The following is a 21349-nucleotide window of genomic DNA, read 5'->3' on the forward strand; positions in this document are numbered from 1 at the left end:
AGCCCTACCGACGGAAGGGGCACCAGCCGACGGCTCCGCGGCCAGTCTTTGTCGCGGTACCTTTGGAGGTTGCGCACCCGCTCACGCCCGGCTTCACAGCGGACACCTTCTTTCTTGCTCGCAGCCTCATACGAAAGGCCGTAGTCCGGGGCAATGCCAAGTCTTCGAGTGCATCACTCCGTACTTCGGCGTAGGCGCACCTGCTAGATTATGGCGCAGGCGCGTCTCGCATTGGCTCCGGCCCCACGCCGGCTCAACTCTTCTCGACTGCGGCCGGAGAGCAGAAGCTTGCGGCAATTGTCCAGGAGATAAACGTAAGGCGCCTAGCACAGGCAGAAAACAATCTCCTACGCGCTGGCTCGGGCAAGTTCTAATCGACTCTAAGCCCCCACTTGCTTTACTGTGCCTTGGCACCAGGCCCGCAGGTTTAGCGTACGACTATCGCACTGTTAACCATTGGGCCCCGGCTACGTTCGTTCAGCTGGAAAATCTCGTTGAACCCTTTGCTACGTTTATTCAACCGCTACCGGAGCCTACCGCAGCACAGGCTGCAACACCAAGCCTGTGCTGCGGTGTTGCTGCTTAATTTATTCCCCGCTCAACGGCGTGCACAAGCCACTAGGGCGCACCTGAGTTCTGGCAGGGACTTAGCACCTGCTCCGCCGGCCCTGCGGCCGCACCTTGCCCCGTTCATGAGTTTGTTGACCATACTGCTGGCCGTCATGGCCGGCGCTTTCGCCGAGCCTGCCTCTGCTGCCGGCCGGCCGCTGCCCGACACTACCCACACTGGGTATACTCGCCGCCGCGTTGTGTTGCCCGAACGGCCGCAGCGCGGCCGCATCTTGGACCGCCACGATTCGGTGCTGGTGGCCACCCGTTCTCAATACTTGTTGCGGCTGCCCCGCCGTCCGCCGATCGACTCCCTAGCCTTGAGCCAGCTACTAGGCTGGAACATGGGCACCTTGCGCCGCCGCGTGGCCGACGCACTGCCTTACCCCGGTGCCCGTGCGGGGTATCCTGTGGAGCTTCGCCTAACGGCGGCAGAAGCAGCACGGGTACGCAAGCAGCAACGCGCTTGGCCCGAGCTAGCCCTTACCGACCGGCGTCGACGCACCTATACGACAGCCGTTGGCGCCCCGGTACTGGGGTATGCAAGTGCCGAAGCAGAAGCGTTCTTGACTCAGGCGCAACGCGCCCGCCGCGGACGTTTCTACCGCCTGCGCAACGGGGGTGTCGAGGCCTATTACAACGGCCTGCTCGCCGGGCACGTGGGCGTACAGCACCCGTTGGTGGATTCGCTGGGCCAGCCGCACGGCCGGTGGGCCCCCGACACGGCGTTCCAACCGGGCCAGGACTTGCACCTGAGCCTGGACGTGAAACTGCAAGCCTACGCCGAACAGCTGCTGGGCAAGCGCAAGGGCTACCTCGTAGCCCTGGATCCGCGCACCGGAGAAGTTTTGGCCTACGTATCGGCGCCCACTTACCGACCGGCCACACTTACCGCACCAGACCAGGCCGGCGTGCGCGCCAAGCTGCTGCAGCACGAAAAGATGCCGTTGCTAAACCGGCCAGCCACGCAAGCTAACCCTCCCGGCTCGGTATTTAAGCTCGTCAACGCGGCGGTGGCCTTGCAGCTGGGCGCCATTAGTCCCGCTACCGGATTTCGCTGCGACCAGACGCTGGTCCGCTGCGTGCACCGCCACCCCGTGCCTAAGGACCTGACCACCGGGCTCAAGTACAGCTGCAATCCGTATTTCTACCGCGTGCTGGAGCGCCTCATCACCCGCGTGCCCGACAGCCTCGCGGCCGACTCGGCGACGCTCATCCGCCACGCCAACCTGGCCCAGTGGCGCCGCTACGCCCGCTCCTTCGGGCTCGACTCGGTATTGGGTGTCGACCTGCCGCGCGAAGCGCCGGGCTTTCTGCCCACCGCGACTTATTACGACAAGGCCCGGGGCACCCGCAACTGGTCGTACCGGTCCGTATACTCGCTCAGCATCGGGCAGGGCGAGATTAACCTGACCGGGTTGCAAATGGCCAACCTGGCGGCCATCATTGCCAACCGCGGATGGTACTATCCGCCCCACTTAGTGCGCAGCATCGGGACCGACGGGCCGCTGCCGCGCTTTGCCGAGCGCCAACGCACCCTCGTCGACAGCGTGCATTTCGCGGCGCTAGTGCCGGGCATGGTTGCGGTGCTGCAGCCCGGCGGCACGGCCGAAACCTCTAGCCTGGGCGACGTGGGCATTACGGTGGCGGGCAAAACCGGCACCGTGGAAAACGACGAGGGCGACGACCACGCGGCCTTTATCGGCTTCGCCCCAGCCGATAACCCGAAAATAGCCGTGGCCGTGTACTTGGAAAACGCCGGCTTCGGGGCCACTGCCGCCGCGCCTTGCGGAGTCCTGGTGATCGAGAAGTACCTACGCGGCTCCATCGCGCCGCGGCGCAAGCGCCTGGAACAACGGGCCCAACACCGGGGCCGGCGCGGCTATTAGCCGCGCTGTTTAGTCTACGGGCTGCCCGGTAACAGCAATGGTAAAGCGGCGCCCGCCTAGCGACACCTTTGCCCGTTCATTTCGAAATACTAGGGCTTCGGGCAACTACTTCACTACCCGGATGCGGCTGTTGCCATCGGTTACATAGGCGTTTCCGTTGCTGTCGCACACCACGCTTCTCGGAGAGTCAAATTGCGCTGCCGTGCCCAGGCCGTCGGCCGAGCCAGCGGTGCCGCCGGCCAGCGTGGTCACGGCGCCGGTAGCGGCCACCACCTTGCGCACGCGGTTGTTGCCAGCATCGGTTACATATACATTGCCGCTGGGGTCGCAGCCCACCCCGATTGGGCCGGAGAACTGTGCCGCCGTGCCGGTGCCGTCGGTCATGCCCTGGCTGCTGCCGGCCAACGTGGTGACCACACCCGTAGCAGCCACAATTTTCCGGATGCGGTGGTTGCCGGCGTCGGCCACGTACACATTGCCACTGGCGTCGCAGGCCACGCCGATCGGGCCGGAGAACTGCGCGGCCGTGCCGGTGCCGTCGGTCATGCCCTGACTGCTGCCGGCCAACGTGGTCACGACGCCGGTTGTGGCGCCGGTTATCTTGCGGATGCGGTTATTGCCCAGATCGGCCACGTAAAGGGTACCGCTGGCGTCGCAGGCCAAGGCAGTGGGAGAGTCAAAACGCGCAAGTGAGCCTAACCCATCCGTACTACCCAAACTGGCGTTCGTACTGCCGGCGTAACTGGTGACCACGCCGGTGGCGGCCGCAATCCGCCGGATGCGGTGAGCGCCGTACTCCGCCACGTACAAGTTGCCGTTGTGGTACGCAATGCCCCTGGGGAGGTAGAACTCGGCGGCCGTGCCCGTGCCGTTTACCGCACCGGCGTTGCCGTTGCCCGCCAGGGTCGTGACTTCGCCGGTTGCCACCACAATTTTGCGAATGCGGTTATTTTCGGAATCCGCTACGTAGAGGTTGGCGCTGCCATCGTAGGCAATACCCCACGGTACAAAAAACCTCGCCGCCGTGCCCGTGCCGTCGGCATAGCCAATGCTGCCGCCCGCCAGCGTGCTGACCACGTTTACGTAAGCTACCGGAGTGCCCGTGGTAAGGTTAACCCAATTGGTGCCGTCGTAATAATACACGCCCACGGTGACGTCGGTCTGAAACACCAGCAAGCCGGCGACGGGGCTGGTAATGCTTTGCCGCTGCACAAACGTCATGCGGGGCAGCAGAAAACCGCTGGTGGTAGAGCTGACCTCCAAAGCGGCCGACGAAGCGGGAGTGGTGGTGCCGATGCCAACGCCTTGCGCGTATGTGGTCTGCGGCAAAGTACAGGCAAACAGCACGGCAGCCAACGAGGGTAAAAAAAGACGCATAAGCGAAAATGTTTGTATTCTGAAGTTGAAGAACCTAATGGACAAGCATCAACCCACGGGGTTACCTAACCAAGCTTACTCGCGCACGAGCTTAAGGCGGGTTTGCTGCCCGGCCTGCTGCACCCATAGGTAGTACACGCCCGGCGGCAGTTGCGCCGCTGCTGGCCAAGCGAGCGAAGTGCTGCCGGCCGGTAGAGCTGCTACTTGGCGGCCGAGCACGGCGCGGCCCAGCGCGTCGTAGACAATAAACTCCGCAGCACCAGCATTGCCCGTCTGCAGCGTCAGCTGCAAGCCAGCAGCCCCAAACGGGTTAGGCCAGGCTTGCGCCGCAAAGCGCGCGGCACCGGCCACTTGCACTGTGCGCACAAGCGAAAGCGTGGCGGTGCCGTTTAAATCAATTTGGCGCAGGCGGTAGTAAAGTTGCGTTACCCCGTAGCGGCTTAGGTTCGCGTCGGTGAACTGGTACTCGTGCCGGGTGCTCGATGTACCCTGCCCGGCCACGGCGCCCAGGCGTTGGAACGCCCTTCCGTCGGGGCTTACCTCGACCTCGAAGCGGGCGTTGTTTTTTTCCTGCGCCGTTGTCCAGCGCAGCAGGGCATCGCCCCCCCGGCGCTCAACCGTAAAGGCTACCAGCTCCACTGGCAGCGGATTGGCTACGTTGCTAACGGTGAACGCGCCCAGCGAGCTGGTGCTGCCGGCGAGGCTGCGGCTGCTGGCATCGGCGCCCGTGGCCAAGGCCGTCCAAGGACCGGCCGCGGTGGCCGCCCGCCAGAGCTGCGCCTGGCTGAAACTGGTTAGTCCGTTGTCGAAATCCGATGTCCATTGAAGCGTGAGCGGAACTGCCCCAGTTGGCCCCACCTCAGATTGGACCTGCCAGACGGCATCGATGCCTTGGTAAGAACCGTTTTGGCCGTAGCTCACGCCCGCCGTTTGCAAGCCGGCCGTTCGTGTCACCGTCACCTGACCTAGACCGGTGCGGTCCAGCGTCAGCCCGTGGCCAAAATCGAGGTTGCCGCTGCCGCTGGCTCGCACCACGCGCAGGTTGCCCTGCACCACGCGGCCCGCGGTTTCGCCTACCAGCGTAGCGCCATCGGGCAAGCTGAGCACGGCGGTACTGGCCGTGCGCACGTTGCCGGCGGTGAGCGTGATGGTGCCGGTGACCGTCACGTCGTTGGGCAGCAGCACCCGGTTTTGCCCGCTAGCCCCGGTGTTGGCTACCGTAAGGCTACCTAGGCTTGTGCCGGCAGGCAAGGTAAGGGTCTGGTCTTGGGTGCCAGTAGCGCGCAGTAACCCGGTGCCACTGAAGGTTCCGGCGCTGGTCAGGTCACCGCTGAGCTCGAGGGTACCGTTGTTTTGCAGCGTGCTGCCAGCCGCGTTTTGCACCGAACCAGACACACAAAGCACTGCCCCGCTTTGCACGGTAAGCGTGCCGCCGTTGTTGGTGAGAGTTTGGGCCGTCGCCGGGAGCACCAGCAGGGAGGCCAGTAAACAAGTGCTCCACACACCCGCGGTACAGGCCAGCCCTGTTGCCAGGGAGAAGAAGTACTTCATAGGAAAGGACTAAAGAAGCCCCAGCGGTATTTACTGGATGATGGTGTTGTAATTCAGCGAAGCCTCGGGCATGAAAGCCGCGCTGGTGATTGTGCAGCCCAACGAGCTTGCGGTTTTTTGTGAAGCAATGCGAAAGCTAGCCGTCAGTTATATCCATGTGCCCGGCAACCCAACTTCCCGCTTTTGCAGGAAACATATGCCGTGTTTTCATCTTCGAGGTGCTGTTAGTGCCCAGCTTGGGTCGGCATCGGGGCTGCTTTCTTCGCCGCGGGTTGGGCGCTAGCGTTGCGCCTGAGCCGAGAGTGTGGTGGCCGCCGGGTTCAGCAGCTGTGCCATTTGTGCCTGCAAGGTCAGCAGGGCGGCGTGGTCGGCATCGGCCTGGGCGTTGCGGCTGCGCAGTTGGGTTTGCAGGGCCGCGTTCTGCGCCTGCATGGCCTCGATCTGCTGCTGCTGCTCCTGCACGGCTTTCACCAGCGGCACCACGAACTGGGAGTAGCCCAGGCCGTAGTAGTCGCGGGCGCCGGCGGGGGTGTGCACGCCGTCGAAGCGGTAGTTCAGGGCCTGGGCGGCCTGCTCTACTTCTTGGGCCAGGAAACCCGTGTGCACGGGCGCCTGCGGGTCGCGGGTAAAGCCGGCCGGCAGCACGCCGGTGCGGGTGAACTGCTGCTGCTTGGCCGCGTCGAGGCGGTAGGTAACCGGGCGCAGGCGGCGGATGAAGGCCAGGCCCGGCACGTCGGCTTGCACGTCGTACTTGAAGCGGGCGTCGGAGGTCGTCGTCACGTCCACCTGGCAGCGCAGGGAGGTGATGTGCGAGTCGCCGAGCTGAATGGTGTTGTTGGTCGTGACGTCGGCGTTGCTGCCCAGGGCCAGGGTGTTGCTGAGGTTGCCGCTGGTGGGGCCGGCCCCGTTACCCACGGCCGTATTGTCGACGCCCCGGGTGTTGTTACTGCCGCTGTAGTAGCCCACAAACACGTTGCCGCTGCCCGAGGTGTTAGCGACTCCGCTGTAGACGCCGGTGAACACGTTGAAGTAGCCGCTGTCGTTGCTGCCGCCACTTTCTTCGCCGCTGAACACGTTCAGGCCCCCGGTGGTGTTGCTGGCCCCGGCCAGGTAACCGACAAACTGGTTGGAGTTACCCGAGGAGTTGCTGGCTCCGGCCTGGTAACCCACAAACAGGTTGCGGCGGCCCGTGTTGTTTTGCCCGGCCTGGTAGCCCAGGTAGATGCTGTTCTGAGTGGTGTTCTGGCCGATGTTCAGGCCGCCGTCGGCCCGCACACCAAGGCCCACACCGCTGATGCTGCTGCCCGAGCCGGTCAGCGCATTGCCTTGTAGGTTAAAGGCCGTGGTGGCGGTGTGGCTGCCTAGGTTGTCGCTGAGGCTGCTGAGGCTGATGGAGTTGCCGCCGCTGATGCTCAGCGTGCCGTTGCCAAAGCCCAGCACCTGCGCGTCGGTAGGAATGCTGGCTGTGCTCAGGTTGCCGCTGTTGTCGGTCGTGACCATGCGCGCGCCGCTGCCGCCCAGGCTCTCCAAGCGCACGTTGCTTGTGCCGCCGGTGCCGGCCACGTGAAAGGTGGTCTGCGGCGAGGTGGTAGCCACGCCCACTCGGCCGGCGCTGTTCCAGTACAAGGCCGTGGTGCGGTTGCCGGCCACGTTGGTGCCCAGCACCCCGCCCGTGTAGCCGTAGAGCACGGGCCCGTCCACGGTCAGCGCTGTGGCTGTGGACGACTGGGCCGTGCCTGCGGTCCAGGTCTTGCCGGCGCCGTAGAAGCCCAGGCCGTGGTTGGTGTCGGTGCTGCCGCGCAGCAGCAGGTCGTGGCTGGTGTTCAGGTTCAGGTTGGTGGTAGCCGTGTGGTCGCCTAGGTTGTCGGCCAAGCTGCTGGTGCTGGTCGTGCTCAGGTTGCCGCTGCCGTCAGCCGTAACCACACGTGTACCGCTACCGCCTAGGCTTTCCAGCCGCACGTTGGCTGTGCCGGCCGTGCCAGCCACGTGAAAAGTGCTCTGGGGGTTGGTAGTAGCAATGCCTACCCGGCCCTGGTTATTCCAATACAGGGCCGTGGTACGGGTGCCCGAAAAGTTGGTACCCAGCACACCGCCGGCGTAGCCGTAGAGCACGGGGCCTTCTACGGCTAGGGAAGAGGTGGTGGCAGTTTGGGCGGTGCCGGCACTCCAGCGTTTGCTCGGGCCGTAGTAGCCTAGGCCGTGGTTGGTATCGAGGAAAGTAGGCGTGGCGCGCAGGTATAGGTCGTTGTCGGCCAGGGCCAGGTTGCTGTCGGTGTACACCACGCCTGTGCTGCCGATGCTTAGGCCCAAGCTGCCGCCGTTGCCCGCCAGCTTGTGGGCACCTAGGTTTAGGTTGGTGGTAGCAGTATGGTTGCCGAGGTTGTCGGCGCTTTGCTGCTGGGTGGCATTGGGCAACAGGCTCCAGCTTGTGCCGCCGTAGATATACAGGCCGGCGGTGTTGTCGGTTTGGTAAATCAGCAGCCCGGCGGCCGGGCTCTGAATGGCCTCGCGCTGCACCTGCGTCAGGCGCGGCAGCAGCAGGCCCTTGTTGGTGGTGCTCAACTCCAGGAGGGCCGAGGCGTCTGGGGCGGTGGTACCGATGCCTACCGAGCCGGTGGTTTGGGCCGCGGCCGGAAGCATCAGGCCTCCGAGCAGCACGGGCACTAGAGCAAGGTAGGAAAGAGACTGTTTCGTAAAAGTTCTCTTCATAGAAAAACTATAAAAGCCGCAGGCTTGGGCTGTGGGCATTAATTGCTAGGCAAAGCGGCTTTCAGGTTAGCGCCAGCGGTCCAGGTAAGCGTCAAAGGCGGCGCGGTACCGCTCGCTGACGGGAATGGACTGCTCGCCAATTTGGATCGTGCCGCGCCCCACGCTGCTGATGTGGTTCAGGCCCACGATATAGGAGCGGTGCACGCGCATAAAGCGTTGAGCGGGCAGCTTTTCTTCCAGCGCCTTAAGCGTGGTGAGCGTGAGCAGGGGCCGCGCATCGGAGCGGCGGTGGATGCTGGCGTAGTCATCCAGCCCCTCTATTAGGGTAATGTCGTCGAGCACCACGCGCACGAGCTGGTAGTCGGCTTTCACATAGAGATAATCGCCGGCCGGGGCTGCGGGTGGCGTGGCGGGGGGCGGGGCCGGCACGGGCCGGCGCAGCAATTGGTAGTAGGCCTGGGCCTTGTGCACGGCGCGCAGGAAGTCCTCGTAGTCGAAGGGCTTGACGAGGTAATCCAGTGCCTCTACCTGGTAACTTTCCAGCGCGAACTGGCTGTAGGCGGTGGTGAACACTACCCGCGGGCCCGGCGCCCCGCCGCGGCTAGCCAGCACGCGGGCCAGCTCCAAGCCGTTCAGGTTGGGCATCTGGATATCAAGAAAGAGCACGTCCACCGGCTGCTCGGCCTGTTGCAAAGCCCGCAGCACTTGCAGCGCGCTGCTGAATTTGCCGGCCAGCGTCAGGCCCGGGGTTTGCGCAATGAACTCGCAGACGGTTTGCAGGGCCAGCGGTTCATCGTCGACGGCGTAACAAGTCAGCATCAGGTTAGCTGCAAAGTGAGGTGGACGCGGTATTCGCCGCCGGGAGCCGCCGGGGGCGCAACCGTCAGCGTGTGCCGGTCGGGGTAAAGCAGTGCCAACCGGCGCTCGGTGTTGGGCAACCCGATGCCGCCCGGCTCCAGATTGGCTGCGGGCGAAGCGGGGCAGGTATTGCGCACCTCGAACGCTAAGGTCTCGGGCGTGGGTTGGCGCAGACCGATGTAGATCCGGCTGGGCGCATCCGTGTCGACGCCGTGCTTGAAGGCGTTTTCCAGGTAAGGCAGCAGCAGCAGCGGAGCCAAGGCCACCTCGCGCAGGGGCGCGGGCCACTCCACCGTCAGCTGCACCTGGTCGGTGAGGCGCAGCTGCATCAGCTCGATGTAGTCCTGCAGAAAGCGCACTTCCTGGCTGAGCAGGGTGGTGCCCGCCTGCGTGTCGTAGAGCACGTAGCGCATCAGGCGCGAGAGGCGGTGGATGGCTGTGCGGGCGCGCTCCACGTCGGAGCGGGTGAGGGCGTAGATGTTGTTGAGCGTATTGAAGAAGAAGTGCGGGTTGAGCTGGGCCTTGAGCAAGGACACCTCCGTGAGCATTTGCACGCGCTCCAGCTCCAGCTGCGCCCGTTCCAGCACGCGGCGCCGGTCTTCTTCCTGCCGGGCCTGGCGCGCCATGCCGAGGCTAGTGCTTACGCTCAGTACCAGCACTGCCACCATCACCGCGCCCGGGTCGAGCAGCACGGGCTGGCGCAGCGGTTGCCCAGGGGGCGGCCCGGGGTTGCCGGCAGAGGCACTTCGGGCGCGCAATCCGGCTAGGTACCGGGGCATGTCCATGGCGCTGGCCAAGCGCTGCCGCACGGTGAGCAAGCCCAGGAACAAGCCCACCTGCAGCAGCACGAAGAGCGCCGCGCGGCGGCGGCTAAGCAGCCGCGGCACGGCCCAGCGTGCGTTTATCGCGTAGGCACCGGCCAGCAGCACCAACACCGTGAGCTGCAGCACCCAAAACGGCCCGGGCGGCGGAATGGGTTGGCCCGGCCGAGGGGCAAACAACAACGCCACGATCACGGCCCAGATGATTCCCTGGAGCAGCAAGACCGAAGCAAGACGAGCGGAAGTTGGCAAAGGCACAGCAGTAGGACTGCCAAATATCTTGCATTTTGGGCAAGCTATTTTGACTTTTCCCTCTTCGCCGTAGGTTTATCGGTAAATAAGTGTTTTTCTCCGGCGAATGGCCCGTTGCAGGGCAAGCGCCTGGGCCCGACTACTTTGTGCCGGAGCAAGCTCCGGTTTGAATTACAAGCTTCTTAGGTTGCGCCGAGGCCGCGTTGCTGGCAGCAGCTGTTGCTAAGGAAACTGTGGAATCTGCGCACGCCCTTGCCTACTGCAGCCCCTTCAGCATCTTGTAAAAAGCTTCGGCGTAAGTGTCGCTGATGGGAATGAGCTGGTCGGCAATCTGAATCCGGTTTTTCTCGATGTGGTCGATTTTGTCGAGAGCAACCAGAAAGGACCGGTGCACGCGGGCAAAATCCTGGGCGGGCAACAGCTCTTCCAGCTTGGCGAAGCTGAGCAGCGTCATGATTTTCTCGGCCGGGGTATGAATCCGCAAGTAGTCTTTCATGCCTTCGACGAAGAGAATGTCGCGGGTGGCTACTTTCTGGATGCGGTGGCCCACCTTCAGAAAAATATACTCCGGCTCATTTTTCGCCTCGGCTCTTTCCTCCGGCTTTTCCGGAGTGTACCTAGGGGCAGGGCCTTGCTCCTGGTAGAGGCGCAGCACGCCTTTGTAAAACCGCTCGAACGTGAACGGCTTCAGCAGGTAATCCTTCACCTCCAAATCGTAAGCTTTCAGGGCGTACTGATCGTAGGCGGTGGTGAGGATAATCAGGGGCTTGGGGTTCAGCATCGGAATGAAACTGAGCCCGTCCAGGTCCGGCATGTTGATGTCCAGGAACAGCAGGTCGGGTTTGTCTTGCTGCAACGGCCCGGCGGCTTCCAAGGGGCTGGCGAAGGTGCCTTTTAGCTCCAGAAACGGCACCTTCCGGATGTACTCCTCCAGGATTTCCTGGGCCAAGTGCTCGTCCTCAATGATGTAGCAGGTGAGCTTTTCGTGCATACGCCGGGGACTGAAGGCCGTGGATGGCGAGCTGGACCGTGAAGGTCTCGCCGGTGTTCTGAATGGTTAATGCGTGCTGATCGGGGTACAACAACGCGAGCCGTTTCCGGACGTTGGGCAGCCCGATGCCGCCGGGTTCTTCCAGCGGGTTGGTTGCCTTCTTCCCGACGGGGTTTTGCACGCTGAAGTGCAGCGTGCCGTCGTGTACCTGCACCCGCACCTTCAGGTCGCCGGGCTCCAGCCGGGCGGGGCTGTGTTTGTAGGCGTTTTCGAGCAGGTGAATGAACAGCAACGGAGCAATGTAGCACGATTCCGTCTCCCCTTCCACCTGCAGCTCCACCACCGGGCTGGGTTTGTAGCGCAGCTGCTGCAAGCTTACGTAATCCCGCAAATAATCCAGTTCGCGCGTCAGCGGCACCGTGGCCGCGTTCGACTCGTAAATCATGTAGCGCATCAGCGACGCTAGGTGCATAACGGCCTCCGGGGCCGCGGGGGCTTGCTTGTACACCAGCGTGTGAATGTTGTTGAGGGTATTGAACAAGAAGTGCGGGTTGATTTGCGACTTGAGGTAGTACAACTCTGCCTCCACGGCTTGCTTTTCCAGCAGCTCTTTTTGAATGGTATTGAGCACCAGGTTTTCGGTAACCCGGGCCAACCACGCCAAGAAGACAAAGATGGGTACGGCGGTAATCAGCATCATGGAATAATGCCCCGTATCGTACGCTTTGGGGTAGAGCAGCAAAAAAGGCAAAGGCCCAGTGAGGGCAATGCCCGCCAAGCAAAGCCAATAATCCCGGTTTCTTTTCTGGCCGGCGGTGCGCGTTAGCAGAGCAAAATGGCCGTAGAAAATGTACAAGCACGTCGCCATAAACCCTGCGGCGGTGCTGCCCCAGCCGGGGCTGCCTTCGCCGCCCAGCTGCAGGGCCACGAGCAAGCCGAACAAGACCCACACGGACAGGTGAATCAGCCAGAAGATGTTTTTGACGCGCTCCATACAGCAAAGTTGGCTTTTCCGGCCGTAGCCCGCGCACTCGCCTCGACCAGCTGCCCGGCCCGCTCTACGAGCCTAGCAAAGCAGCCGGCCGTTGCGTTGGCGGCGGCAAAGCCCGGCTTGGTCGATTGTTTCGCGGCACTTGCATATCCGGTTTCGGGAGCCGTCGCCGGAGCCGTTGTTTCGGCCTGAAACAGGGAACCCAGCACCGCCCTAGGTGCCCGGCTGCCGGCCTGTTGAAAGAGCAACCGAAGCAAATCCGAAATCATGGAAAAGCACCCGAGTGGCCTGCGCATCCGCAACGTATCGAAAAAGTATGCGAATGGCGTGCAGGCGCTGCGTAATGTGTCGCTGGATATCCCGCCGGGCATGTACGGGCTGCTGGGCCCCAACGGCGCCGGCAAGTCAACGCTCATGCGTACGCTTGCCACCTTGCAGGAGCCCGATGCGGGCAGCATCTACCTAGGCCACATCGACGTGCTGAACCACAAGGAAGCGGTGCGCCAAACGCTGGGCTACCTGCCGCAGGAGTTCGGCGTGTACCCCAAGGCCAGCGCCCAGGAGCTGCTCGACTACTTCGCCATTCTGAAAGGCGTTACCGACCGGGCCGTGCGCCAAGCAACCACCGAGGCCTTGCTGCGGCAAACCAACCTGTGGGACAAGCGCAAGCAAAAGCTGGGCGGTTTTTCGGGCGGCATGCGCCAGCGCTTTGGCGTGGCGGTGGCCTTGCTGGGCAACCCTAGGTTGCTGATCGTCGACGAGCCGACGGCCGGCCTCGACCCAGTTGAGCGCGTGCGCTTCCTCAACCTGCTCAGCGAGTTGGGCGAAAACAGCGTGGTCATCCTCTCCACCCACATCGTGGCCGATGTAGCCGAGTTGTGCACGCACATGGCCATCATCAACCAAGGGCAAATACTGCTCGAAGCCCAACCGCTGGAGGCAGTAGCGGCCCTCCGCGGCCGCATTTGGCGCACGCTAACCGATAAACACGCGCTGCCCGCGCTGGAGCAGGCGCACCAAGTGGTATCGGCCAAGCTGCTGAGCGGCCGCACCCTGGTGCACGTGTACAGCCCGGATAGGCCCGGCCCCGGATTCGAGGCGGTAGAGCCGGACCTGGAGGACGTCTATTTCAGCTCCTTGGCGGGCTGCTTCGTGCCGGTTAATCAGCCACTTCAAGCCGTGAGCGTAGCGCTATGAACTTCCGTACGATTTTCGCGCTGGAGTTCCGCTACCAGCTTCGCCAGGTTACCACTTGGCTCTACTTCGCGGCCGTCCTGGTTATTGCTTTTCTGATCGTCGTTGCCAATTACGCCTCCGATGCACGCGACGGGTATATTCTGCTGAATGCGCCCATCGTCATGGCGTCCGTCACGGCGATTTGCAGCGTGAAGTGGCTGGTGATAGGCGCCTCCGTGGCGGGCGACGCAGCCGCGCGCGATGTGCAGACGCGCATGCATTTGCTTACCTACACCGCCCCGCCCAGCAAAGCCGCTTACCTAGGCGGCCGGTTTCTGGCCGCCTTCGTCCTAAGCGGGCTCATTCTGCTTGCCATTCCGGTGGGGCTGCTGCTGGGCATGCACGGCGCCGGAATGGAAGCCGAGATTTTGGGGCCGTTTCGGGTGGCGGGCTATCTCACCACTTTCGCCTTTATTGCCTTGCCCAATGCCTTTTTCGCAACGGCCATTCAGTTTGCGGCGGCGGCGCTCAGCCGCCGGGCCCTGGCCAGTTACCTGGTGGGCGCGGCTTTGTTTGCGGCGGCCTACACCGTTTGGCCACTGCTAGAGAAGGGCAGCGAGTGGGGCAACCTAGCCGACCCCATGAGTTTCGGCCCGGTGCTAAACCACCTGAACAACGACTGGAGCCCGCTCGAGAAGAACACGCGCCTGCTGCTGCTGGAAGGCTCGTTTCTGACCAACCGCCTGCTGTGGTTGGGTATCTCGCTGGGTTTGTTGGCGTTTACCTACGTCCGGTTTCAGCTCGTGCTGCCCGAGGCCAGCCAGAAATCGAAACCCGGCCAACAGCCTGCACCAGCTGCCGCGGCCGGAGAGAAATTCAGCTGGGGCACGGGCAAAGCGCTGCCGCCGGCCAGGGGCATCCATGGTTGGGCTACGCAGCTGCACCAGTTGCGCCTGATGACCTGGAAATCCTTTTTGCAGCTGGCCAAAAGCAAGGCCGGCCTGCCGCTGCTCGCTTGCTTGGCCTTGCTGGTAGGCGCCACCGTACCCGGCAACCTCAAAGGCCGCGGCGTGCCCTTGCTGCCCCGCACCGATTTTGTGCTGGATTACCTAACCGCGCCGCTGACGGACCCCAACTTTTTCTGGATTAGCGTCGGGCTGCTCACCGTTTTCTACGCGGGCGAGTTGGTGTGGCGCGAGCGGGAAACCGGCCTAAGCGAAATTGCCCACGCAGCCCCGGTGCCCGAATGGGTGCTGTTTCTGAGCCGGTACCTGGCGCTGGCGTTGGTGCTGGTGGTGTGGTTGGCCTTCTTGCTCGCGGCCGGTGTGGTAGCGCAAGCCGCCCTAGGCGGCGCCAAGGCCGAAATCGGGTTGTTCGGGCTGGGGCTGTTTGGGTTGCAGCTGGTCGATTGCCTGCTGTTTGCTTTGCTGGTTTTGTGCGTGCACGTGCTGGTAAACCAAAAGTTTGTGGGGCACTTGGTGGCGCTGCTAGCCTACGCGTGCATCGCCTTTGCGGGCACGCTGGGTGCCGAGCACAAGCTGCTGATTTTTGGTGCCAGCCCAAGCTGGACGTATACCGACATAGCCGGCTTTGGGTCGACTCTGGCGCCCTGGCTTTGGTTTAAAGGCTATTGGGCAGCGTGGGCGCTGTTGCTGGCCGTGGTGGCGGTGCTGTTTTGGGTGCGCGGCCGCCAAGCCAGCATTGGTTTCCGGTTACAGTTGGCCCGGCGGCGCTTTACGGGCCCATTGGTTCCGGTGGCGGCGGCAGCCGCGAGCGGCATTCTGGCAATTGGCGGTTTTATTTTCTACAACACCAACGTCCTCAACGCCTACACCAACTCCGCCACCGCCGCTGCGCTGCGCGCCACCTACGAGCAGCGTTTCCGCCGCTACCACAACGCGCCCCAGCCCGTGCTAACCGGCGTAAACCTGCGGGTCGAGATTTACCCCAAGCAGCGCTCGGCAACGGTGCGGGGCACTTACCTGCTCGTGAACAACAGCCCGGTACCCATCGACTCGGTGCACCTCGGCACCGGCGCGGGCCTGGAAACCACGGCCGTCGATTTCGGCCGGCCAGCCAAAGCGGTGCTCGTGGCCGATGAGCTGAGCCACCGCATCTATGCGCTGGCGCAACCCTTGCTTCCAGGCGATTCGCTGCGCCTGCGCTTCCAGGTTGCCCACCGCCCCAAAGGCTTTACCAACAACGGGACCAGCGCGCAGGTGCTGGCAAACGGCACCAACTTCCGAAATCTGGAGTGGCTGCCCGTCATCGGATACCTGCCCTACCGCGAGCTAGACGAGGCCGGCGCCCGCAAAGCGCATGGCTTGCCCGCCAGGCCCGCCACGGCCTCGCTCCACGACGCGGCCGCCCGCCACTACGCTCCGTTTCCCGAGCAAATCCGCTTCGAAGCCATCGTGGGTACCAATGAGGGCCAGCAAGTGGTGGCGCCGGGCACCCTGCGCCGAACCTGGACCCAAGCCGGCCGCCGCTACTTCCACTACGCTGCGGAAGCGCCCATTCGCAACGAATACGCCTTTTTCTCGGCCAACTTCTTGGTCGAGCAAGGCACGTGGCGCAACCCATCGGCCGGCCCAAACCGAGAAGTGGCCATTCAGATTTACTACCCGCCGGGGACGCCGGCGGGCAACCCGGCGCGTATGATCCGGAGCGCCCAGGCCTCGCTCGATTACTATACCCAGGAGTTTGGCCCCTACCCGCACCGCCAGCTCCGCTTTGTGGCCCAGCCCGGCTACAGCTTCGGCAACCACGCGTCTCCCATCAACATCACGGCCGGCGAAGGTTTCTTCTTGCTGAACCCGGAGGCCGATGAGCGGGGCTTCGACCTAGTAACGGCCGTGGTGGCGCACGAGGTAGCGCACCAGTGGTGGGGCAACCAGCTCAAGCAAGCCTACGTGGAAGGCGCCGGCCTGATTACCGAAAGCCTGGCGTGGTACTCGGCCATGGGCATGCTGGAGGACAAGTACGGCCCCGAGCACTTAGGGCGGCTGTTGAGCTTTCTGCGCGAGGAAAACGAAACTCCGCGCACCCGCGCCGCCTTGCCGTTGCTGCAGGCCACTGATTTTTACCACAACTACCGCAAAGGCCCCTTCGCGCTTTACGCGCTGAGCCAATACATGGGCCGCGACCGGGTAAACGGAGCGCTTCGGCAGTTGCTGGCACACCACCCCCCGGGCAAGCGGCCCCACCCCACCTCGCTCGACCTTTACCGGGAGCTAGCAGCGGCCACGCCCGACTCGCTGCAACCGCTGCTGCACGACCTGTTCCGGGTGAACACGTTTTGGGAGTTGGCAACGGAAAAAGCCACCGCCAAACAGCTCAGCGGCGGCCAGTGGCAACTAACCCTCGCGCTGCAGGCCCACAAGCTAGCCGTGGATAGCGCCGGCACCGAAACCAAACTCCCAATGCGGGAATGGGTAGAAATTGGCGTCTTCGCCTCCGCCGAAGCAGGCAAAGAGGCAGGCAAGCCGCTCTACCGGCAAAAGCACCTGCTCAAAACCGGCAAGCAAACCATCGTGCTGACGGTACCCGCCCGGCCCGCCAAAGCAAGCATCGACCCGCGTCAATTGCTGGTTGACTGGAACCCAATCGATAACTCCCAGACGGTGAAGACCGCAGACTAATCCGTTACCCGCGTTCTGTTGTTGGCCGGCGGCTTGCAGAGGCTGCCGGGCCAAGCATTATTGTCCTAGGTGCTGCGCGCTGTAACGCGTTGCCGGAGCGCAGCACCGGGCGTTCCGGGAAGTTTGGGCAGCAAGCCACGTGTGTGCGGCAGCTATTTAACCCGCGGCTGCGTAACCAGCACCTATGCGCCCCGCCGATACGCGCCACCGTGGCCCCCACCCCGCCGATGCCAAGCTGTTTGCGCCCGAGCAGTTGCCCCGAGCAGCCGCTGGCCCCGTTGCGGCTGCTGCCGCTCGTCGAGAACTGCTTTAAACACGCCATCGGCGCCAGCGGCCTGAACACCATTCGCATCCGCCTGCAGCAAACCGACGCGGGCCTGACCTTGCGCACCGACAACAACATCCCGCCGGATTTCCGCCCCGCGCCCTCGGGGCTGGGTTTGCCTAACTTACGGGCCCGGCTGGCGCAGCTGTACCCCGACGAGCGCCACCGCCTCGCCGTTGACGCCACGGCCGCCCATTACGCCGCCACTCTCCAGCTCGTGCTTTGAATCCTGAGTTTGCTCCTGTGCCCTTACGCTGTCTGCTGGTCGATGACAAACCACTGGCTCACACCGTGTTGCGCGCTTATCTGAACCGCCTGCCGAGTCTGGCCGTGTGGGCCGGCAGCTGGTACGGCGCCGTGGAGGCCCTCACGTTTTTGCGCGCCGCGCCGGTGGACGTGCTGTTTCTGGACGTGAACATGCCCGGCCTCACTGGCCTGGAGCTGCTGCGCGCGCTGGCCCAGCCGCCGGCAGTCGTCTTGTGCACGGCCCACGCCGACCACGCCCTCGGCGCCTTCGATTTTGGGGTGGCCGACTACCTGCTCAAGCCAATTCGCTTCGAGCGTTTTGTCAAAACCATCAGCCGGCTCCACAGCCCCGCGGTCCATCCCGCGCCAGCGGTGGCCGCCGCCGCGGCGCTTACTCATCCCCCGGTTGCAATCGATTTTGTATTCCTTAAAACGACGTCGGCACCGAGCGGGGCGCTATGCGGACCTGCTGTTGGTGGAGGGCTACGGCAACTTCGTCAAGTGCCACCTGGCCTTGGGCCGGGTGCTGCTGACAGCCGAAACAATGCGGCACATGGAAAGCCAACTTCCTGCCGGCCAGTTTGTGCGTACCCACAAATCGTACTTGGTCAACCTGGCCCGCGTCGAGCGGCTCCACGGCAATGTGTTGCTGGTGGGCGCTCGGGAAGTGCCGGTGGGCGGCACCTACCGGCAGGAAGTACTGCGCCAACTGCATTTAAGGTAAGGCGTAGTGATGCCGGTCATCGCCCGCTGCGGATGGCCAATGGCTAGCACATAAGCGGTAAGGTTACCGCATGAATGTACCCGTTTTAGATTCCTGATTGCTTGTCTACGCGAGGGTGAAGCTACTTTGGAGCCAAACTTTCAACCAAGGACAGGTCTGCTGGCTGGGCTGGTTGGGTAAGCGGTTTGCTGCCGCCAAGGTGCTGAGGCCCGCCGAGCAGGGACGCCTGCTGGTGCAGAACTCACTGTCCCAGTTTTGCCGGCGTACCCGCCAACAGACGGCTCATCTCCTTGCCGCAGTTGGCCCACGCCGGCCGGCCTGACGGATTGATGATCGGCTGACGGGGCGAGATTACGCCCAAGCTACCGATGGGCAGGCCAAATGGAGTTGTTCAGGGGGTGCTGGATCGCTGCTAGTGAGGGGGCTTTGGCCAGCATGCGTAAGCCAGGTGCTGTACACAGGTCCCGGCGAATTACCTCGTGACCAGAAGGTGCGCCCAGGCCGTTAAAAAGCACCCTTGTTCACAGCCTTCTTCCACCAGAAGCGGGCTGTGAAAGTCTTGATGGCCTTAGCGGGACGGGCAACGCTTTCTTGCGGCAATTGGGAATTATTACTTATTTACGGCCGGCAAGCCCATCGGGCTTTCGCCACGCCGCTCCCGTTTCAACTACTCCTATTGCTTGCCTTGTTAACCGAACGGGGCCGATAAGCGCAACCCCGGCTGCTCGCCGGGCTACCAGACCGCCCGTTGGGCCCTGGCGCACCGACCGCAAGCAATATGATTCGGAAGTCACCAAACCTCCCCCTTTTCCCGCAACTCCCGCTTGTCTTGCTTCGGCCCTCGGTTGGCCGCTGGGCTTCCCGTGGCTTATCCGCTGGCTTTCCCTGCTGCGCAGGGAGCTGACTTTGCGTTCTGCCCATGACCGGGTTGGCGTTTTCTGCGCACCGAACCCTGCTTTCCGATTACGTTCCCACTTACCAATTCTACCTAATGTTTTCATCGTTAACCGCCCGTCAACTCAGCAATGCCTACATGCAGCGCATCGTAGGGGGTACCGGACACTATTATAAACAAGCTCTAGCCCAGCTCGTTACGCGCCAGGCCCGCGCCTTGGTGCAAAAGCAGCCGCGCCATTACCACGAGCATGCCCACCTGACGCAGGCCCTGGCCGAGTGGCAGCACCGGCACTTCGTCAGCCTTGCCCAGCTGCTGGACATCAGCGAGTCCACGGCCAAACGCTTGTTCGGGCTCTACAACTGTCACCACAAGCACCAGCACATCAGCAAAGTAACCATGCACAAAGTGGCAGCCTTCCTGGGCACTAAAAACCTCGACGAAAAGGTGCTCGGTCACATTATCACCCACGGCCTGGCGGGGGAGCAGTAAAAGCCGCCCGGCCCTTAACACACAAAGGGCCCCGGGGAGCAGCTGCTCCCCGGGGCCCTTTGTGTGTTAAGGGTAGGCTACTTAGTCGTTGCACACCCCGTCCTGGCAGCCGGTGCCGTCGTTGGAATTGGAAGTGCCGTTGCTATAAACGGTGAACGTGTTCATGGTGTAACCCCCTTTAACGCGCTTCATTTTAGCCACGTCAAGGCTTTCGAACATGGAGTTGTCCATCTTTTCGAAATCGAACTTTTTCATAGAAGTCTAGCAACGCAACCCGCTTCACTTCCTGTGAAGTCTTCGTCGTTGTTGATGTCAAAAGTAGAGGACGGGCGTACGGGCTTTTATTCACAGGCGAGAATAAAATAGACCCGTAAGAGGCGGGTTATCAGTTGGTTGCTAGGCAATAGTTGTTCACGACGTGAACAAGTGATTTTCCCGCCCTGGGGATTGGTCTATGTTAGCGGCACGGAAAGGCACTGGCTGCTGATTCGGTCAGGCAACCAAAGCTATGTCTTTGGTTTGCTGCTGCTTGCCTTGCGCCATCCATCCTTACTCCGGGTTTAGTTCCGGTCGCAGATGATTCTAATTCTCACCACTGACGGAGACCTGTCCGCCGACGTCGTTATCGACTGGCTGCATTATTACCAGCAGCCGTTTTTGCGGCTCAACTCCATTGACTTGATCCGGCAGAACCTGCGGCTGCAGATCCGCAACGGGCAGGCACCCGCGCTAACCCTGGGCAAGCACGAAATTGCCCTGGAAGACATCCGCGCGGTGTGGTTTCGCAAGTTTGGTTTCTTCACCCACTCGGAAGAGTACCTGCAAGCCACCGGCGTGGTGGCCCCGGGGGCTTTGGCCCACCTGGTGCGGGAGTTTAACGTGGTGCTGGACGGCTTGCTGGGCATTCTCAAGCCAAAGCGCTGGCTGACCAACCCGCAGCACGTGAACGTCAACAAGCCCTACTGCCTGCACGTGGCGGTCGAATGCGGCCTGCGCATTCCGGACTCCTACGTGGTAAACGAAACCGGCACGTTGGGCGCCGTGGCGGCCGAGCAGCCGCTTATTTCCAAATCCATCAAGGACGGCTACCTGTTCAACCGCCCCGCGGGCGGGGCATTTACCATGTTCACCACCGGGGTGCCCGAAGCCGAGCTTCCGCTGCTGGCCCCGCGCTTCCTGCCTTCGCTGGTTCAGGAGCGGGTCACGAAAGACTATGAGCTGCGGGTTTTCTACCTGCTGGGGAAATGCTACGCCATGGCAATTTTCTCGCAGCGGGACCAGCAGACCAGCCTGGACTTTCGGCAGTACAACCTGGAGCGGCCCAACCGCAATGTGCCCTACCAGCTGCCCCGCCCGCTGGAAAAAAAGATCCACCACCTGATGAAGCGCATGCAGCTGAACTGCGGTTCGCTGGATTTCATCCGCGGCACGGACGGCCACTACTACTTCCTGGAAATTAACGCCACCGGCCAGTTCGGCATGGTGGACTTCCCCTGCAACTACGGCCTGCACCGCAAGGTGGCCGAGGCCCTGATCAAGCTTGACCGCCCCGCCCATGAAAAAGCTTTACCAATACCTGCCGCCCGCCGAGCATAGGTTTTACTCCCTGAACTTTCTGCTGGCCGAGAACGCCGCGGGCGGCCCGCGCAACACGTTGGTGGACCTGTCCAAGAAAGCGGACAGCGCGCACTACGGCAGCCGGGATTTTCAAACCTTTCTGTTTAACAAGCACATCTCCCGCGTGCTGGCTTCTCCCGAGGCGCTGAGCACCACGGATTTGCTTTCCGAAGAACTTTAGTTGT

17 protein-coding genes and 1 pseudogene are annotated in these 21349 nt (G+C 62.8%); 9 read left to right on the forward strand and 9 right to left on the reverse strand.

The window, feature by feature from the left end:
- Positions 1-692 precede the first annotated feature (692 nt).
- Positions 693-2498 (forward strand): peptidoglycan D,D-transpeptidase FtsI family protein, encoded by a 1806-nt coding sequence (locus D3Y59_RS11945; protein ID WP_119445261.1) that lies wholly within the window; start codon positions 693-695, stop codon positions 2496-2498.
- A 105-nt stretch (positions 2499-2603) separates the two neighbouring features.
- Here the strand turns inward: D3Y59_RS11945 and D3Y59_RS11950 are convergent, their stop codons facing one another.
- The 8 genes from D3Y59_RS11950 to D3Y59_RS18440 all read right to left on the reverse strand — a co-directional run bounded on the left by D3Y59_RS11950 (position 2604) and on the right by D3Y59_RS18440 (position 12317).
- Positions 2604-3875 carry an NHL repeat-containing protein gene (locus tag D3Y59_RS11950; protein ID WP_240410343.1) on the reverse strand — a complete coding sequence of 424 codons (1272 nt, stop codon included), beginning with the start codon at positions 3873-3875 and terminating at the stop codon, positions 2604-2606.
- A gap of 75 nt (positions 3876-3950) precedes the next feature.
- A complete protein-coding gene (locus tag D3Y59_RS11955) occupies positions 3951-5426 on the reverse strand; it encodes a T9SS type A sorting domain-containing protein (RefSeq protein WP_119445262.1) in 1476 nt (491 codons plus the stop codon).
- Positions 5427-5705: 279 nt separating this feature from the next.
- Entirely contained in the window at positions 5706-8090 is a 2385-nt protein-coding gene (locus tag D3Y59_RS11960; protein ID WP_162910727.1) for a tail fiber domain-containing protein, read from the reverse strand.
- Between the two features lie 111 nt (positions 8091-8201).
- Positions 8202-8954, reverse strand: a complete 753-nt coding sequence (locus tag D3Y59_RS11965) for a LytR/AlgR family response regulator transcription factor (RefSeq protein ID WP_317127405.1) — start codon at positions 8952-8954, stop codon at positions 8202-8204.
- On the reverse strand, positions 8954-10036 hold the full coding sequence (locus tag D3Y59_RS11970) for a sensor histidine kinase (protein ID WP_119445264.1): 1083 nt from the start codon (positions 10034-10036) through the stop codon (positions 8954-8956). The genes D3Y59_RS11965 and D3Y59_RS11970 overlap by 1 nt, the downstream gene beginning before the upstream one ends.
- Positions 10037-10322: 286 nt before the next feature.
- Positions 10323-11057, reverse strand: a complete 735-nt coding sequence (locus D3Y59_RS11975) for a LytR/AlgR family response regulator transcription factor (protein WP_119445265.1) — start codon at positions 11055-11057, stop codon at positions 10323-10325.
- Entirely contained in the window at positions 11026-12051 is a 1026-nt protein-coding gene (locus tag D3Y59_RS11980) for a sensor histidine kinase (protein WP_119445266.1), read from the reverse strand. The genes D3Y59_RS11975 and D3Y59_RS11980 overlap by 32 nt, the downstream gene beginning before the upstream one ends.
- Positions 12021-12317: a hypothetical protein gene (locus tag D3Y59_RS18440; protein ID WP_119445267.1), complete on the reverse strand. Its 297-nt coding sequence runs from the start codon at positions 12315-12317 to the stop codon at positions 12021-12023. Before D3Y59_RS18440 ends, D3Y59_RS11980 begins: the two co-directional genes overlap by 31 nt.
- Between D3Y59_RS18440 and D3Y59_RS11990 the strand changes: the two genes are divergently transcribed.
- The 6 genes and pseudogenes from D3Y59_RS11990 (at position 12316) to D3Y59_RS12015 (ending at position 19547) form a co-directional block, all read left to right on the forward strand.
- A complete protein-coding gene (locus D3Y59_RS11990; protein ID WP_119445268.1) occupies positions 12316-13245 on the forward strand; it encodes an ABC transporter ATP-binding protein in 930 nt (309 codons plus the stop codon). The genes D3Y59_RS18440 and D3Y59_RS11990 overlap by 2 nt on opposite strands.
- Entirely contained in the window at positions 13242-16865 is a 3624-nt protein-coding gene (locus tag D3Y59_RS11995) for a M1 family aminopeptidase (protein WP_119445269.1), read from the forward strand. The genes D3Y59_RS11990 and D3Y59_RS11995 overlap by 4 nt, the downstream gene beginning before the upstream one ends.
- 227 nt (positions 16866-17092) lie before the next feature.
- On the forward strand, positions 17093-17416 hold the full coding sequence (locus D3Y59_RS12000; protein ID WP_162910729.1) for a LytS family sensor histidine kinase: 324 nt from the start codon (positions 17093-17095) through the stop codon (positions 17414-17416).
- A gap of 65 nt (positions 17417-17481) precedes the next feature.
- A pseudogene (locus D3Y59_RS18850) lies at positions 17482-17709 on the forward strand (LytR/AlgR family response regulator transcription factor); the annotation flags it as partial.
- Positions 17710-17842: 133 nt separating this feature from the next.
- Entirely contained in the window at positions 17843-18160 is a 318-nt protein-coding gene (locus D3Y59_RS12010; protein WP_162910730.1) for a LytR/AlgR family response regulator transcription factor, read from the forward strand.
- A gap of 991 nt (positions 18161-19151) precedes the next feature.
- Positions 19152-19547 carry a hypothetical protein gene (locus tag D3Y59_RS12015; protein ID WP_162910731.1) on the forward strand — a complete coding sequence of 132 codons (396 nt, stop codon included), beginning with the start codon at positions 19152-19154 and terminating at the stop codon, positions 19545-19547.
- Positions 19548-19628: 81 nt separating this feature from the next.
- On the opposite strand, the gene D3Y59_RS12020 is transcribed toward D3Y59_RS12015, so the two are convergent.
- Positions 19629-19802, reverse strand: coding sequence for an rSAM-modified peptide (locus D3Y59_RS12020; RefSeq protein ID WP_119445273.1), 174 nt, complete (start codon positions 19800-19802; stop codon positions 19629-19631).
- A 321-nt stretch (positions 19803-20123) separates the two neighbouring features.
- Here D3Y59_RS12020 and gwsG point away from each other — a divergent pair, with 321 nt between their 5' ends.
- On the forward strand, positions 20124-21143 hold the full coding sequence (gene gwsG, locus D3Y59_RS12025) for a grasp-with-spasm system ATP-grasp peptide maturase (RefSeq protein WP_119445274.1): 1020 nt from the start codon (positions 20124-20126) through the stop codon (positions 21141-21143).
- Positions 21103-21345 carry a hypothetical protein gene (locus D3Y59_RS12030; protein WP_119445275.1) on the forward strand — a complete coding sequence of 81 codons (243 nt, stop codon included), beginning with the start codon at positions 21103-21105 and terminating at the stop codon, positions 21343-21345. The genes gwsG and D3Y59_RS12030 overlap by 41 nt, the downstream gene beginning before the upstream one ends.
- Positions 21346-21349 lie beyond the last annotated feature (4 nt).

Source organism: Hymenobacter oligotrophus, from assembly GCF_003574965.1.
GTDB classification, from domain to species: domain Bacteria; phylum Bacteroidota; class Bacteroidia; order Cytophagales; family Hymenobacteraceae; genus Solirubrum; species Solirubrum oligotrophum.

Excerpts from the sequence above, each read along its gene's own strand:
- D3Y59_RS11945 (WP_119445261.1), top strand. The coding sequence starts at position 693 with ATGAGTTTGTTGACCATACTGCTGGCCGTCATGGCCGGCGCTTTCGCC.
- D3Y59_RS11950 (WP_240410343.1), bottom strand. The coding sequence starts at position 3,875 with ATGCGTCTTTTTTTACCCTCGTTGGCTGCCGTGCTGTTTGCCTGTACT.
- D3Y59_RS11955 (WP_119445262.1), bottom strand. The coding sequence starts at position 5,426 with ATGAAGTACTTCTTCTCCCTGGCAACAGGGCTGGCCTGTACCGCGGGT.
- D3Y59_RS11965 (WP_317127405.1), bottom strand. The coding sequence starts at position 8,954 with ATGCTGACTTGTTACGCCGTCGACGATGAACCGCTGGCCCTGCAAACC.
- D3Y59_RS11975 (WP_119445265.1), bottom strand. The coding sequence starts at position 11,057 with ATGCACGAAAAGCTCACCTGCTACATCATTGAGGACGAGCACTTGGCC.
- D3Y59_RS11980 (WP_119445266.1), bottom strand. The coding sequence starts at position 12,051 with ATGGAGCGCGTCAAAAACATCTTCTGGCTGATTCACCTGTCCGTGTGG.
- D3Y59_RS11990 (WP_119445268.1), top strand. The coding sequence starts at position 12,316 with ATGGAAAAGCACCCGAGTGGCCTGCGCATCCGCAACGTATCGAAAAAG.
- D3Y59_RS18440 (WP_119445267.1), bottom strand. The coding sequence starts at position 12,317 with ATGATTTCGGATTTGCTTCGGTTGCTCTTTCAACAGGCCGGCAGCCGG.
- D3Y59_RS11995 (WP_119445269.1), top strand. The coding sequence starts at position 13,242 with ATGAACTTCCGTACGATTTTCGCGCTGGAGTTCCGCTACCAGCTTCGC.
- D3Y59_RS12000 (WP_162910729.1), top strand. The coding sequence starts at position 17,093 with ATGCCAAGCTGTTTGCGCCCGAGCAGTTGCCCCGAGCAGCCGCTGGCC.
- D3Y59_RS12015 (WP_162910731.1), top strand. The coding sequence starts at position 19,152 with ATGTTTTCATCGTTAACCGCCCGTCAACTCAGCAATGCCTACATGCAG.
- D3Y59_RS12020 (WP_119445273.1), bottom strand. The coding sequence starts at position 19,802 with ATGAAAAAGTTCGATTTCGAAAAGATGGACAACTCCATGTTCGAAAGC.
- gwsG (WP_119445274.1), top strand. The coding sequence starts at position 20,124 with ATGATTCTAATTCTCACCACTGACGGAGACCTGTCCGCCGACGTCGTT.
- D3Y59_RS12030 (WP_119445275.1), top strand. The coding sequence starts at position 21,103 with ATGAAAAAGCTTTACCAATACCTGCCGCCCGCCGAGCATAGGTTTTAC.